9 protein-coding genes are annotated in these 14115 nt (G+C 72.2%); 7 read left to right on the forward strand and 2 right to left on the reverse strand.

Annotation, left to right across the window (positions count from 1 at the left end; genetic code table 11):
- Window positions 1–4 precede the first annotated feature (4 nt).
- Window positions 5–1621: an NADH-quinone oxidoreductase subunit NuoF family protein gene (locus tag SCNRRL3882_RS27265; RefSeq protein WP_029181314.1), complete on the reverse strand. Its 1617-nt coding sequence runs from the start codon at window positions 1619–1621 to the stop codon at window positions 5–7.
- Window positions 1618–2883 carry a ferric reductase-like transmembrane domain-containing protein gene (locus tag SCNRRL3882_RS27270; RefSeq protein ID WP_010041992.1) on the reverse strand — a complete coding sequence of 422 codons (1266 nt, stop codon included), beginning with the start codon at window positions 2881–2883 and terminating at the stop codon, window positions 1618–1620. Before SCNRRL3882_RS27270 ends, SCNRRL3882_RS27265 begins: the two co-directional genes overlap by 4 nt.
- 466 nt (window positions 2884–3349) lie before the next feature.
- Between SCNRRL3882_RS27270 and leuS the strand changes: the two genes are divergently transcribed.
- From leuS to SCNRRL3882_RS27310, 7 genes are all read left to right on the forward strand, one after another.
- Window positions 3350–6223: a leucine--tRNA ligase gene (leuS, locus tag SCNRRL3882_RS27280; protein ID WP_010041994.1), complete on the forward strand. Its 2874-nt coding sequence runs from the start codon at window positions 3350–3352 to the stop codon at window positions 6221–6223.
- A gap of 207 nt (window positions 6224–6430) precedes the next feature.
- Window positions 6431–7192: a hypothetical protein gene (locus tag SCNRRL3882_RS27285; protein ID WP_029181316.1), complete on the forward strand. Its 762-nt coding sequence runs from the start codon at window positions 6431–6433 to the stop codon at window positions 7190–7192.
- Window positions 7193–7264: 72 nt separating this feature from the next.
- A complete protein-coding gene (locus SCNRRL3882_RS27290; RefSeq protein WP_010041999.1) occupies window positions 7265–8110 on the forward strand; it encodes a DegV family protein in 846 nt (281 codons plus the stop codon).
- Between the two features lie 119 nt (window positions 8111–8229).
- Window positions 8230–9387, forward strand: coding sequence for a ComEA family DNA-binding protein (locus SCNRRL3882_RS27295; RefSeq protein WP_029181317.1), 1158 nt, complete (start codon window positions 8230–8232; stop codon window positions 9385–9387).
- On the forward strand, window positions 9384–12140 hold the full coding sequence (locus SCNRRL3882_RS27300) for a ComEC/Rec2 family competence protein (RefSeq protein WP_078602872.1): 2757 nt from the start codon (window positions 9384–9386) through the stop codon (window positions 12138–12140). Before SCNRRL3882_RS27295 ends, SCNRRL3882_RS27300 begins: the two co-directional genes overlap by 4 nt.
- Window positions 12141–12144: 4 nt before the next feature.
- Entirely contained in the window at window positions 12145–12984 is an 840-nt protein-coding gene (locus SCNRRL3882_RS27305; protein ID WP_010042006.1) for an arylamine N-acetyltransferase family protein, read from the forward strand.
- Between the two features lie 218 nt (window positions 12985–13202).
- Entirely contained in the window at window positions 13203–14084 is an 882-nt protein-coding gene (locus SCNRRL3882_RS27310; protein ID WP_010042007.1) for a YceI family protein, read from the forward strand.
- Window positions 14085–14115: the final 31 nt, after the last annotated feature.

Here is a 14115-nt window from a genome sequence, read left to right on the forward strand (position 1 = left end):
GTGCTCAGCGGCCGAGAGCGCGGCGGCCGCGGCCCTGGGACAGGACCGGGAGGTTGCGGGACGGCGCGCCGCCCTGGGCGCGGGTGTCCTCCTCGATGCGCAGGGCCAGCGCCGGGCAGCGGCGCACCGCGCGTAGAGCCTTGGCCTCGGCGTACCGCGGCACCTGCGCCTGGGCCACGGTCGGGAAGCCGTCCGCGCCGAGCTGGAACACCTCGGGGAGGATGTCCGCGCACAGGCCGTGGCCCCGGCACAGCGTCCAGTCGACGTAGATCTTCTGGCGGCTGGGGCCGTTCTCCTCGGACTCGCCGCCGCCCGGGATGCCCGTAGGGGCCCTGCCGCCCTCGAACAGCGGCAGAACGCCCTCCACGGGCCGTCCGCAGCCGTTGCCGAGGACGTGGGCGGCCAGGTCGTCCGTGAACGCCTTGATGGTCGACTCGATGAACATCGCGGAGCCGTCCGGGTGCGAGCACGCGCCGCGCCGCTTCACGTTCTTGGCGACCTGCTTGAGCGCCTCCAGGGCGGCCGGTCCGCCGCCGTTGAGGATGTCCTCCAGACCGCGCGCGGCGGCCGGCAGACCGAGGTAGCAGGGGCCGCACTGGCCCGCGCTCTCCTCCGCCAGCCACTGGGCGACGCGCAGTGACTCGCCCAGCGGGCAGGTCTCCTGAGTGATCGGCAGGATCGCGCCGGCGCCGAGCGCACCGCCCACCGCGTCCAGGGAGTTGCGCGAGACGATCGCCTCGTTGACGGTCGCGGCGTCGATCCACTTGCCGTGGTAGCCGCCGGTGAGCACGCCCTGGGGTACCGGCGGGGCGCCGGCGAGCTGGAGGACGTACCGCAGCGGCACGCCCGTCGGGACCTCGATCACCATGGGGCGGGCGACCGCGCCGGAGACCGTGAGCATGACCGTGCCCGGCTCGTCGTACAGGCCGGTGTTGCCGTAGCGCTCCGGGCCGATGCGGGCGGCGATGGCCAGTTGGGCGAAGGTCTCGGCGTTGGACAGCAGCGTGGGCGCGCCGCCGACGCCGTTCTGCGAGGCGCTGACCTTGCGGCCCGGCGGGATGGCCGGGCCGCCGTCGATGGAGCGGATCAGCGACGCGGCGGCGCCGGTGACCATACGCACCGGATTGCGCTGCACGCGCGCGCGGAGAGCCGATCTCCGGCCGTTGTTGAGCCCGCGTTCGGCGAGCGCGGCCTCCATGGAGCGCTGCGTGGACTCACGGGTGACCCCCACCACGAGCGTGCGGGCACCCAGCGCCTCGGCGCACAGCAGTGCGCCGTCCAGGATCAGATGGGGAGCACGGTTGATCAGCACCGTGTCCTTGCGGCAGGCCGGCTCGTCCTCGCTGCCGTTCACGACGACGACCGGCCGGACGCCGCGCTTGATCGCCGCCTCGGCGACCGAGCGCAGCTTCTTGTGGAAGGGGAAGCCCGCGCCGCCGCGGCCCTTCAGGTTGATGCGTTCGGCGAGTTGCGCGAGCTGCTCGCCGCCCATCGGCTCAAGTGGCCCGTGCACCTTCAGGTGCATGGGCAGGTCGAGCCGATCGACAAGGTCGAAGCCAGACGTGAGCTGGGGAAGACCGACCACGCGGACTTCGGGTACGTCAGGCAAAGCCTCGTTCACTTAAAGCCTCCGGAAGGCGTGTTCCAAGGTTCGCCCGATCCCGGCGCGTCGAAGTCGTAGGACGCACCGGGCAGTGTTTCAGTGGCGGGACCGCTGTTGTACGTGTCGTTCGGGTAGTACGTGTCGTAGACGGCGTTCGTCTCACCCGTGTCGTACACGTCACTCGATCCATAGCCAGCGGCGCCTGGATTGCCATAGGCCGGGATGTTTTGTCCGGTGTCCTGGAGCGGGTCATAGGGCGGGATGTTGAAGCCCGTGTCCTGGAGCGGGTCGTAGGCCGACGGCGGCGCCTCGCCGACCGGCGGCGGGGACGGGATCGGCCAGTTGCCCGAGGTGCTGGAGGGGCCGTCCACGGTGGGGATGGTCTCGGTGGGCTGCATGTCGAGCGGCAGCTCCATGCGGTTGGTCGGCCCCGGCGCGAAGGCCTGCTGCCCCAGGGGCGGGCTCGAGACGGCCCGGTAGGCCGCTGCGAAGCCGCTCGTGGACTCCTGCGGCGAGGGGCGCTCCGCCTTCTCGTACCGCGGCCCCGACGAGGAGGCCATGGCCCCCACGGGAGTGTCCCGGCCCTCGTAGCCCGGCAGCGCGGAGCCGGTGCCCGCCCGTGCCCGGCTCTCCTCCAGGTCCCGGCGGCCCTGGCCCTCCCCGGGGCCGATGAGCTGGGCGAACCTGTCGGCGACCTTGCGCTTGACCGGGCGCGGAGCGGCGCGCAGAGCGAGGGCTGCGGCCACGCCGGCCAGGGACAGGCAGTACAGGATGACGAAGATCGGCTTGGCCTGGCGGCCCGCGTAGAGGCCGTGGACCAGGGCGGCGCACCAGGCCGGGTAGGCCAGCATGTGCATGGCCCGCCAGCGGGCCGCGACGGGCGCGGGGGACGCGAAGCGGTTGCGCAGCACGCCCGTGATGCCCACGAAGATCATGAGCATGCTGGCCAGGGTGCCGAGGCCGACGAGGAACGACCGGCCCATGAGCTCGTCGTTGTCGCTGGCGATGAGTCCGAAGGGGATGAACACCGCGACCCACGTGGTGTGGGCGAGCGCCAGTTTGACCCCGATGTGCACCAGGAGGAAGACGATCGAGGCGACCGCCGTGGTCCGGTGCACGGCCTGCGCCAGGATGCGCCGGCGCGTGTCCAGCAGGATCCGGTCCTGGGCGACGAGCCCCCAGATCACCGAGCAGGAGAGACACACGAGGGACAGCACGCCGGCGCCGAAGTTGAGGAAGTCGGCGAACGAGTCGTCCACCGTGGAGTCGTAATTCGTCACGGCCGGCCTCCCCACATCCCGGTGACCGGGCGTAGCGAGCTGTTACTGCGATGAGGGTTCATGGGGGCAACTCCGAGCGGTTCGGGAAAGCGGTCCCGCTGCCGCACTCTAAGCGGCGCCATACCGATGGGTACGAGGTTTGAGTTATTGCGTTGTTATCAAAGGACAATGTGGCTGTTGTGATGTCCCTTAGCTGCTGTTACGCGAAGTAACTTTTGACTCTGGTTCAGCTTTTGGGCGCCGAAACGGCCCATCGGAAGCGCGTCGCGGCGCGCTGGGGGCCTGCGGTACCCTAACGCCATGCGTGCCGTACGCCTTCTGCTTAGCGGGCCGCGCTGATCAGTCCCGGCCACCGGACGAGTCGAGTGGCCGGAATCGGCGCGGCGTCCCCTCCTGTGCGAGGGGATTTTTCGTTTCTCGAACCACACAGCCGCAGGCAGAGACGATCGATGGAGCTTTGAGGATCATGAGCGAGACGAACCCCGCTGCCGCCTCCGAGGTGGCAGCGCCGCACCGCTACACGGCCGCGATGGCTGCCGAGATCGAAGCACGCTGGCAGGACTTCTGGGACGCCGACGGCACCTACGGCGCGCCCAACCCGAAGGGCGACCTGGCGGGCGATCCGGGCACCGTCGCCAAGCCCAAGAAGTTCATCATGGACATGTTCCCGTACCCCTCGGGTGCGGGCCTGCACGTAGGCCACCCGCTGGGCTACATCGCCACGGACGTCTTCGCCCGGTTCCAGCGCATGACCGGCCACAACGTCCTGCACACCCTGGGCTTCGACGCCTTCGGCCTGCCCGCCGAGCAGTACGCCGTGCAGACCGGCACGCACCCGCGCGCGTCCACCGAAGCCAACATGGAGAACATGAAGTCCCAGCTGCGCCGGCTGGGCCTGGGCCACGACAAGCGCCGGTCGTTCGCCACGATCGACCCGGAGTACTACAAGTGGACCCAGTGGATCTTCCTGCAGATCTTCAACTCCTGGTACGACCACGAGGCGAGGAAGGCCCGCCCGATCTCCGAACTGATCGAGCAGTTCGAGTCGGGTGAGCGGCCCGTACCGGGCCACCCGCGCGCGTGGAGCGAGCTGAGCGCCGCCGAGAAGGCCGACGTCCTGGGCGAGTTCCGGCTGGCCTACGCCTCCGACGCGCCGGTCAACTGGTGCCCCGGACTGGGCACCGTGCTGGCCAACGAGGAGGTCACCGCCGAGGGCCGCTCCGAGCGCGGCAACTTCCCGGTCTTCAAGGCCAAGCTGCGCCAGTGGAACATGCGCATCACGGCCTACGCCGACCGGCTGCTGGAGGACCTGGAGGAGCTGGACTGGCCCGAGGCCATCAAGCTGCAGCAGCGCAACTGGATCGGCCGTTCGGAGGGCGCCCGCGTCGACTTCCCCATCGACGGCGAGCGCATCACCGTCTTCACCACCCGCCCGGACACCCTGTTCGGCGCGACCTACATGGTGCTGGCGCCCGAGCACCCGCTGGTCGAGAAGTTCACCCCGGCCGCCTGGCCGGAGGGCACCCACGAGGTGTGGACGGGCGGCCACGCCACCCCCGGTGAGGCCGTCGCCGCCTACCGCGCACAGGCCGCGTCCAAGTCCGACGTGGAGCGGCAGGCCGAGGCCAAGGACAAGACCGGCGTCTTCATCGGCGCGTACGCGACCAACCCGGTCAACGGCGAGCAGGTCCCGGTCTTCATCGCCGACTACGTGCTGATGGGCTACGGCACCGGTGCGATCATGGCCGTCCCGGCCGGTGACCAGCGTGACTTCGAGTTCGCGCGCGCCTTCGAGCTGCCGATCCACTGCATCGTCGAGCCGACCGACGGCCGCGGCACGGACACCGCGACGTGGGAGAACGCCTTCTCGTCCTACGACGCCAGGATCATCAACTCGTCGAACGACGAGGTCAGCCTGGACGGCCTGGGCGTCGCCGAGGCCAAGGCGCGCATCACCGAATGGCTGGAGAGCAAGGGCATCGGCGAGGGCACCGTCAACTTCCGGCTGCGCGACTGGCTGTTCAGCCGCCAGCGCTACTGGGGCGAGCCCTTCCCGATCGTCTACGACGAGGACGGCATCGCCCACGCGCTGCCCGAGTCGATGCTGCCCCTGGAACTGCCCGAGGTCGAGGACTACTCGCCGCGCACCTTCGACCCGGACGACGCCGACACCCAGCCCGAGACCCCGCTGTCCCGCAACGAGGACTGGGTCAACGTCACGCTGGACCTGGGCGACGGTCCCAAGCGGTACCGGCGTGAGACCAACACCATGCCCAACTGGGCCGGTTCCTGCTGGTACGAGCTGCGCTACCTGGACCCGCACAACAGCGAGCAGCTGGTCGACCCGGAGGTCGAGCAGTACTGGATGGGCCCGCGCGAGGGCATGCCGCACGGCGGTGTCGACCTGTACGTCGGCGGCGCCGAGCACGCCGTGCTGCACCTGCTGTACGCGCGCTTCTGGTCCAAGGTGCTGTACGACCTGGGGCACGTCTCCTCGGCCGAGCCGTTCCACAAGCTGTTCAACCAGGGCATGATCCAGGCCTACGTCTACCGCGACAGCCGTGGCATCGCGGTGCCGGCCGCCGAGGTGGAGGAGCGCGACGGCGTGTACTACCACCAGGGCGAGAAGGTCTCCCGGCTGCTGGGCAAGATGGGCAAGTCCCTGAAGAACGCGGTCACTCCGGACGAGATCTGCGCCGAGTACGGCGCCGACACGCTGCGGCTGTACGAGATGGCGATGGGCCCGCTGGACGTCTCCCGGCCCTGGGACACGCGCGCGGTGGTGGGCCAGTTCCGGCTGCTGCAGCGGCTGTGGCGCAACATCGTCGACGAGGCGACCGGAGAGGTGACCGTCGTCGACGCGGAGCCGGACGAGGAGACGCTGCGCGCCCTGCACAAGGCGATCGACGGTGTGCGCGGGGACCTGGAGGGCATGCGGTTCAACACCGCCATCGCCAAGGTCACCGAGCTGAACAACCACCTGACCAAGGCGGGCGGGGCAGTGCCGCGGTCCGTCGCGGAGCCGCTGGTGCTGATGGTCGCGCCGCTGGCCCCGCACATCGCCGAGGAGCTGTGGCGCAAGCTGGGGCACACCGACTCGGTCGTCCACCAGGACTTCCCGGTGGCCGACCCGGCGTACGTGGTCGACGAGACCGTGACCTGTGTCGTGCAGATCAAGGGCAAGGTCAAGGCGCGGCTGGAGGTCTCGCCGTCGATCTCCGAGGACGAGCTGGAGAAGGTCGCCCTGGCGGACGAGAAGGTCACCGCCGCGCTGGGCGGGGCCGGGATCCGGAAGGTGATCGTGCGGGCGCCGAAGCTGGTGAACATCGTTCCGGCGTAGGCAGGGGCGAGGGCACACGGGCCAGGACGCACGGGCGAGGACGCACCGGCGAGGACGCACGGGCGGGCACGCAGGGGCCTCGCAGGCCTCCATCGGGGTGGTCCCCTACGGGCAGGTTCGGGGTTTTTCTGGAACTCCGGGCCTGCCTGTTGCGTTTACCGTTGAGGAGCGGCGTGAGATGTGCCGAGACGCCCTGAGGAGGAGCCGGTGGAAGCAGTGATCGCAGTGTTCGCCCTGCTTTTCGTCCTCTTTCTGGGGCTCGGTGTGTACGCCACGGTCAAGGTGGTCGGCGCCGCCAAGCGCGGCGTGGACCGGGGCATCACGCAGGCCCGCCGCACGGTCGAGGACCACACCCTGCGGGCCAAGTCCTTCGCCCAGCCGGGCGCCGCGGGGGAGCTCGCCCAACTCCGTCTGAAACTGCGCACGTCGATGCGCGCCACCCAGGACGCGCTGCACGCGGCCGTCGCCGAGGACGAGTCCCTGAAGGAGTCCATCGGCCTCTTCGAGCGGCTCGGCGCCCACGGGCACGAGCTGGACGACGAGCTGAAACGCCTGGAGACCGAGCCCGATCGCACCGCGCTCACCGCCCGGCTGCCCGAGCTGCGTGAGCGCACCGAACGCATCACACAGTCGGCGGACGCCCTGCGCTGGGCGGTCCGCGACCGAGCCCGCCGCTTCGCGGAGGACGACCTGGACACGCTCAGCGCCCAGATCGACGTGGAGGCCGGGGCGCTGCGGCACTGGACGACGGAGCCGGAGCCCGGGCCCGCCGCCTCGCCGAAGCCGCAGTCGGCCGCGACGCCGTGGCCCGAGGCACCCGCCGCCGATGACGCCACGGCCGGGCAGACCTGGCCTCAGACCCCGCAGTCCAACCAGGCGCAGGAGCCGGCACGGCCCGCCATCAGCCCGTCGGGGCCGCGCCCCACCTACCCCTGGCAGAAGAAGCCCCGCCCCGAGAGCACCACTTGATCCGGCCACTCGCATCACAGGGCACGGGGGCCGGGCTGCCGCACGGGCACTACGGCAGGTAACCTCCAGCTCATGTCCCGCCATGTCGCGATCGTCACCGATTCAACGGCCTACCTGCCGGCCCGGACGATGGAGCGCCACGGCATCACAGCGGTGCCTCTGACCGTCGTCCTCGGCGACCGGGCGCTGGAGGAGGGCACCGAGATCTCGACCCGAGCCCTCGCCCAGGCTTTGCAGAAGCGGCGCCCGGTGACCACCTCGCGGCCCAGCCCCGCGCTCTTCGAGGAGACGTACCGCAAGGTCGCCGAGTCCGGCGCCACCGGCATCGTCTCCCTCCATCTCTCCGCCGAGCTCTCCGGTACGTACGACGCGGCCGTCGCCGCCGCGCGGCAGGCGCCGGTGCCCGTGCGGGTGGTGGACACCGGCATGATCGCGATGGCGCTCGGCTTCTGCGCGCTCGCCGCGGCGCAGACCGCGGAGTCGGGCGGCACGATGGACGAAGCCGTCACGGCCGCGGAGAAGCGGGCCGCCGGCACATCCGCCTACTTCTACGTCGACACCCTCGACTACCTGCGCCGGGGCGGCCGTATCGGTGCCGCGCAGGCCCTGCTGGGCTCGGCGCTCGCGGTGAAGCCGCTGCTGCAACTGGCCGACGGCCGTATCGAACCGCTGGAGAAGGTGCGGACCGCGTCGAAGGCGATCGCCCGGCTTGAGGAGATCGCGGCCGAGCGTGCGGGCAGCGCCCAGGTCGATGTCGCCGTCCACCATCTCGCCGCCCCGGACCGGGCCTCGGCCCTCGCCGACCGGTTGCGGGCACGGGTGCCCGAGCTGGCCGATCTGCATGTCAGCGAGGTCGGGGCGGTGATCGGGGCGCACACGGGGCCCGGGTTGCTGGGGGTCGTGGTTTCGCCGCAGTGAACGGTCACTGCGGGCTCTGATCACCCGTGTGGGTGGCGGAGTTGTCCACAAGTCGGTCGTTGTCCCCGGGAATTGACCAAGATCATCGCGAGGGTGCCGATGTGGCCGATCCTCGTCGCATGGCACTTCGATCACGTTCACGCACAGCGACTGCGACCAGCGGGCCGGGCCGTGGACCGGCGTCCGACGGCCGCGTCCGTCACCGACCTGTCGCACGCGGCCGGGCACGGCATCGTCATGCCTCGGCGGAGGAACTCCGCCACCGCGCGGAGGTGCTGTTCGGCGAGCATGCCGAACGGGGCGGGGAGCGGCGGGAGTCGGGGCACGGTCCGCCGCCCGCGCCCGAGGAGACGGTTGCTTCAGGGCGTGCTCGGCTAGGGCTCGATCAGCCGGAGGCTGCTGCGGGGGCCGGAGTGGATCCCGATGTGCGACCCGGTGTGGGGTCCGTCCGCGCACGCGTGGGTGTCGACGGTGAGGCGGGCGCCGGCACAGGCCGCGGGGACGGCCGTCTGGGGGAAGGGGCCTGGCGGGAGCGGGCCGGGCTCGCGGTGCGGGAGCGCATGCCCCTGTGGTTGCAGGCGAGGTGCGGCCTGGAGCTGCGGAGCGTGCTCGCGCTGACGGTGGTGCTCGCCGTCGCCGCAGCGTTCGCCGTGCAGCACTTCTGGGCCGGCCGGACCCAGTCCGTGCGGCCGCCGGAGGTGGTGCGAGCGGCGGCACCCTACGAGGAGCGGGGAGAGGGCGCAGAGGCCGAGCCGGAACGCGGAGCGGGTGCGTCCGCCGGGGCGGCGAAGGCGACAGGCGCGGCGGGTGCGGCAGGTGCGGCCGAGATCGTCGTGGACGTCGGAGGGAAGGTCCGTGAGCCCGGGGTCCACCGGCTGCCGGCCGGGTCGCGTGTCGCGGACGCGCTGCGCGCGGCGGGCGGGGTGAAGCCCGGCACGAAGACCGACGGCCTCAACCGCGCCCGGTTCCTCGTCGACGGCGAGCAGGTCATCGTCGGGGGACCGGCTCCCGTGGCGGGAACCGGGGCGGGCGGTACGACTGCCGGAGGAGCGGCCGGCGCGGCGGCGGGTGGCGCGCTGCCGGGGGCTCCCGTCTCCCTCAACACGGCCACCGCCGACCAGCTCGACACCTTGCCGGGCGTCGGCCCGGTGCTGGCGCAGCACATCATCGACTACCGCACGCAGCACGGCGGCTTCCGTTCCGTGGACGAGCTGCGCGAGGTGAACGGCATCGGCGACCGCCGCTTCGCCGACCTGCGGAATCTCGTACGGCCATGAGGAGCGGCCGTGACGTGCCGACGGGGCGGGACGAGGCGGCACCCGCGGTCTTCACCACCGGGGCGGCTCCTCCGGGCCGGCCGGTCCCTCTCACCCAGTCGGACTCGCCCGCCCGTTCGATCGTGCACGCCTCCTCCGGGAAGCGGCTGGGCAGCGCCCGTCCGCGCCAGGAAGGACCCACGGACCTACGACTCGTCCCACCCGCCCTCGCGGCCTGGGGCACGGCGGCGCTGGTGCTGGACGCGTCGCCGGGGTGGGTCCTGGGCATCGTGGCCGGCTGTCTGGCCGCCGTCGCCCTGCTGCCGTCGGCCCGGTGGGCGGGGTGGGCGTCCTGGTCGCGGGCGTCGGCCGCAGCCGTGCTGCTGTGCGTGGCCGCGGCAGCCGTCTCGGCCGGGCTGCATGGGGCGGATCTGCGCCGGGGGCCTGTGCCCGGCCTGGCGCGGGAGTACGCGACGGTGACCGCCGAGGTGGAGCTGACCTCCGATCCCCGGCTCACCCGGCCGAAGGTCCGGGGCGATCACGTCGCTCCGACCGCGGTGCTGATCGAGGCCGATGTGCGGCACGTCCAGGAGGCGGGTGGCGCGACGGTGGGGACGCGGACGCCGGTGCTGCTGATCGTCGACGTGGGCTCGGCCGACCGGGCCGCCGAGGGTGGGCGGTCGGCTCCTGCGGGTGGGGCGGCCGTGGGCGTGGGGGATCGGCGGTCGACAGCCGTGACCGGGACCGTCGAAGGTGGGCGGCCTGCCGCCGGTGGGCCGGTGCGGTCACCGTGGCTGGGGCTGCTGCCGTCGACGCGGCTGCGGGTCAGCGCGCGGCTGGCGCCGGCGATGACGGGCGGTGACCGGGTCGCGGCGGTGCTGCGGGTGCGGGGCGAGGCCGAACCGGAGGTGGTCGGGGAACCCTCGGCTGCTCAGCGGCTCGCCGGGCGGTTGCGGGCCGGGCTGCGGGAGGCGACCGACGGGCTGCCGACGGATGCCCGGGCGCTGTTGCCGGGGCTGGTCGTGGGGGACACCTCGCGGATCACCCCGGAGCTGGAGGAGGCCTTCAAGGAGACCGACCTCACGCACACCTTGGCCGTGTCCGGGGCCAACTTCACGATCCTGCTCGCCCTGCTGCTGGGGCCGCCGGGCCTGGCACAGCACGTCGAGCGGCGGGGGCTCGCGCCTCGCCTCGGTGTCTCCCTGCGGGCCACCGCCGTGCTCGGGGGCATGCTATCACTCGGGTTCGTCGTCGTGTGCAGACCGGATCCGAGCGTGCTGCGGGCCGCGGCCTGCGGAGCCGTCGCGCTGCTCGCCCTCGCGACCGGCCGCCGCAGGTCACTCATCCCGGCGCTGGCGACGGCGGTCCTGCTGCTGGTGCTGTACGACCCGTGGCTGGCCCGGAGTTACGGGTTCCTGCTCTCCGTCGTGGCCACCGGCGCCCTGCTCACGCTCGCCCCGCGCTGGAGCGCCGGGCTGCGGCGGCGCGGGGTGCCGCCGCGACTGGCCGAGGCGCTGGCCGCCGCCGCAGCCGCGCAGGCCCTGTGCGCGCCCGTCGTCGCCGTGCTGTCGGCGCGGGTGAGCCTGGTGGCGGTGCCGTGCAACCTGATCGCGGAGTTCGCGATCGCGCCGGCCACCGTGCTGGGCTTCGCGGCACTGGCCACGGCACCGATGGCGATGCCCGTGGCCAAGGCCCTGGCGTGGTGCGCGCATTGGCCCGCGGAGTGGATCGCGGGGGTCGCCCGTGCCGGGGCCGCGCTGCCGGGGGCGGGAGTGGACTGGCCGGGCAGTTGGGCGGGTGCGGCGCTGCTCGCGGCCGTGACGCTGGTCGTGCTGCTCGTGGGGCGGCGGCTGCTCGACCATCCCTGGTGGTGTGGGGGCTGCGGCCTGCTGATGGTGCTGGTGCTTGTGCAGCCGCCGCCGCTGACCCGGGTGGTCACGGGCTGGCCGCCGCCCGGCTGGCGGCTGGTGATGTGCGACGTGGGGCAGGGCGACGCCATGGTGCTCGCGGCGGGCGAGGGCACCGGTGTGGTGGTGGACGCGGGACCCGATCCGCAGCTCGTCGACCACTGCCTGCGCTCACTCGGCGTCACCAGGATCCCGCTGGTCGTGCTCACCCACTTCCACGCCGATCACGTGGCGGGACTGCCCGGTGTGCTGCGCGGACGGGCGGTGGGCGCGATCGAGACGACCGGCTTCGAAGAGCCCGCCGATCAGGCCGCGTTCGTCCGGAGACAGGCGGCGGCCCGGCGGGTTCCCGTGTCGCGGGCCGCCGCCGGGGAGCAGCGTCGCACGGGGGATTTGGCGTGGCAGGTGGTGTGGCCGCCCCCGAACCCGCCACCGGGCCCGCCCCCGCCCCCTCCACCGGGCCCGCCTCCGCGGGTGCTCCCGGCCCACCCGGCGCCGGAGGGGCCGAACGACGCCAGTGTCGCCATGCTGGTCCGGTCGGCCGGACTGCGCCTGCTGCTCCTCGGCGACCTCGAACCTCCGGCCCAGCGGGCGCTGGCGAGGTCACCGGCGGCCGAAATCCTGGAGAGCGTGGACGTGCTGAAGGTCGCCCATCACGGATCGGCGTATCAGGACCCCGGCCTGATACGCCGGGCGGCCCCGCGGCTGGCCCTGATCAGTTGCGGCGCCGACAACAGCTACGGACATCCGGCGCCCGGCACGATCGCGGCGCTGCGCGCCGGAGGTGCGGCGGTGCTGCGGACGGACCGGGACGGCGCACTGGCGGTCGTAGGAGGGGGCGGGGAGCTGAGGGTGGCGCGAGACTGAGGGCATGAACTCAGCAGAGGTTGATGCCTATCTCCGCCGCCTGGGAGCCGAGCACCCGGCGTGGCCCACCGTCGACGTGCTCCGTGAACTGCACCTGCGCCACCTGCGGACCGTGCCGTTCGAGAACCTGTCGATCCATCTCGGCGAGGAGATCGTGCTGGAGGAGAAGCGGCTGCTGGACAAGGTGGTGGGTGCCCGGCGGGGCGGGTTCTGTTACGAACTCAACGGCGCCTTCGGGGCGTTGCTCGCCGCGCTGGGGTACGACGTGGCGCTGCTCGCGGCGCGGGTGTACGGGGACGAGGAGCGGCTCGGTATCCCGTACGACCATCTCGCGCTGCGGGTGCGGACGGTGGACGGGGGCGACTGGCTGGCCGACGTCGGGTTCGGGGCGCACAGCCACCTGCCGCTGGCGTTCGGGGAGAGGGGGGAACAGGAGGATCCCGGGGGCACGTTCCGGATCGTCGAGGCGCAGCCGGACGCGGCCGGGGTACGCGGTGGGCACGACACGGTGGAGGCGGCGGACCTGGACGTGATCCGCGACGGCAGACCGCAGTACCGCCTGGAGGTACGGCCGCGGGTGCTCGGGGACTTCGTGGCCGGGGCGTGGTGGCACAGCACGTCGCCGGTGTCGCACTTCACGCGGTCGCTGGTCTGTTCGCGGGTCACGGAGGACGGAGGGAGGATCACGCTCAGCGGCCGCAGACTCACGGTGACCGGGGCCGACGGCACCCGGGAGGAGCGGGAGCTGGGGACGGACGAGGAGGTGCTCGGGGTGTACCGGGAGCGGTTCGGTATCGAGCTCGGGTCGGTGCCGACGGTCCGGGGTACCGGGCAGGACGGCTGATCCGGGCCGGAGGGGGCGAGGGAGCAGCGAGACCAGAAGGTGCAGAGGGGCCAGACACCCCACTTGGCCCACATGGTGCTACTCGTGCGTAGTCCCAGCACAAGTGCTGGATTCCCGTGATGTGGTCCCGTGTTGCCTCGAAAGCCTCATCGGTGGTCGAATGCCTCCTCGGTGATCCGTGATCAAACAGCTGACTTCGAGTCGCACGAGGTGTCCAGATGATCGGCCGCTGGCTGGGAAGCCGAACCAACCGGGTGCACCGGACGAGCCCCCTGGGGGCGGTGCCGACGCCGCCGAGCGCCGGGGTGCTGGCCTGCCGGGTGCTCGACCCGGTCAACGAACCGGTCAGACACGCGGAGTTCGCGGTCACCGACGCCATGGGGCGTCCGGTGGTCAGCGGGGGAGCGGATCCGTTCGGGTCGTTCATGACGACGGTGCCGGCGGGGGAGTACCGGCTCGCGGTGTCCGCTGAGGGGTACACGCCGTATCGGGCGACCACGCAGGTCGCCGAGAACGCGCTCGCGTCGCTCGGTGACGTGACGCTCCAGGTGGCCCAGCCGCCGGAGCTGCCCGCGCCCGGCGACTGGGAGATCGAGTCGGCGCACTCCTCGATCGGCTTCACCGCTCGGCACATCGGCCTGGCGCGCATCCACGGACAGTTCAAGTCCTTCGCGGGCGTCATACGGATCACCGAGCCGCTGGAGCGGTCGGCGATGCACGTGGTGATCGACGCGGCGTCCATCGACACCAACATGAAGATGCGCGACGACCATCTGCGGTCGGCGGACTTCCTGGACGTCGCGAAGTTCCCGACCCTCGAGTTCTACAGCGAGCGGTTCGTGCACAAGGGCGGGAACCGGTGGGCCGTGACGGGGGCGCTGTCGCTGCACGGCGTGACGCGCACGGTCACGCTGGACACGGAGTACCTGGGGCTGGGCAACGGCATGGAGGGCGAGGTACGGGCTGCCTGCCGGGCCACGACCGAACTGCACCGGGACGACTTCACGGTGAGCTGGCAGACGATGCTGGCCCGCGGCATCGCGGTGGTGGGACCGAGCATCAAGGTCGACCTCGACGTGCAGGTCGTCCGCAAGAGCTGAGCCGGCGGACCGGCCGCGGCGGCGTGTCGGA

Origin of the sequence: Streptomyces chartreusis NRRL 3882, assembly GCF_900236475.1 — a bacterium.
Classification (GTDB): Bacteria; Actinomycetota; Actinomycetes; order Streptomycetales; family Streptomycetaceae; genus Streptomyces; species Streptomyces chartreusis_D.

Excerpts from the sequence above, each read along its gene's own strand:
- SCNRRL3882_RS27295 (WP_029181317.1), top strand. The coding sequence starts at position 8,230 with ATGGCACTTCGATCACGTTCACGCACAGCGACTGCGACCAGCGGGCCG.
- leuS (WP_010041994.1), top strand. The coding sequence starts at position 3,350 with ATGAGCGAGACGAACCCCGCTGCCGCCTCCGAGGTGGCAGCGCCGCAC.
- SCNRRL3882_RS27305 (WP_010042006.1), top strand. The coding sequence starts at position 12,145 with ATGAACTCAGCAGAGGTTGATGCCTATCTCCGCCGCCTGGGAGCCGAG.
- SCNRRL3882_RS27290 (WP_010041999.1), top strand. The coding sequence starts at position 7,265 with ATGTCCCGCCATGTCGCGATCGTCACCGATTCAACGGCCTACCTGCCG.
- SCNRRL3882_RS27310 (WP_010042007.1), top strand. The coding sequence starts at position 13,203 with ATGATCGGCCGCTGGCTGGGAAGCCGAACCAACCGGGTGCACCGGACG.
- SCNRRL3882_RS27300 (WP_078602872.1), top strand. The coding sequence starts at position 9,384 with ATGAGGAGCGGCCGTGACGTGCCGACGGGGCGGGACGAGGCGGCACCC.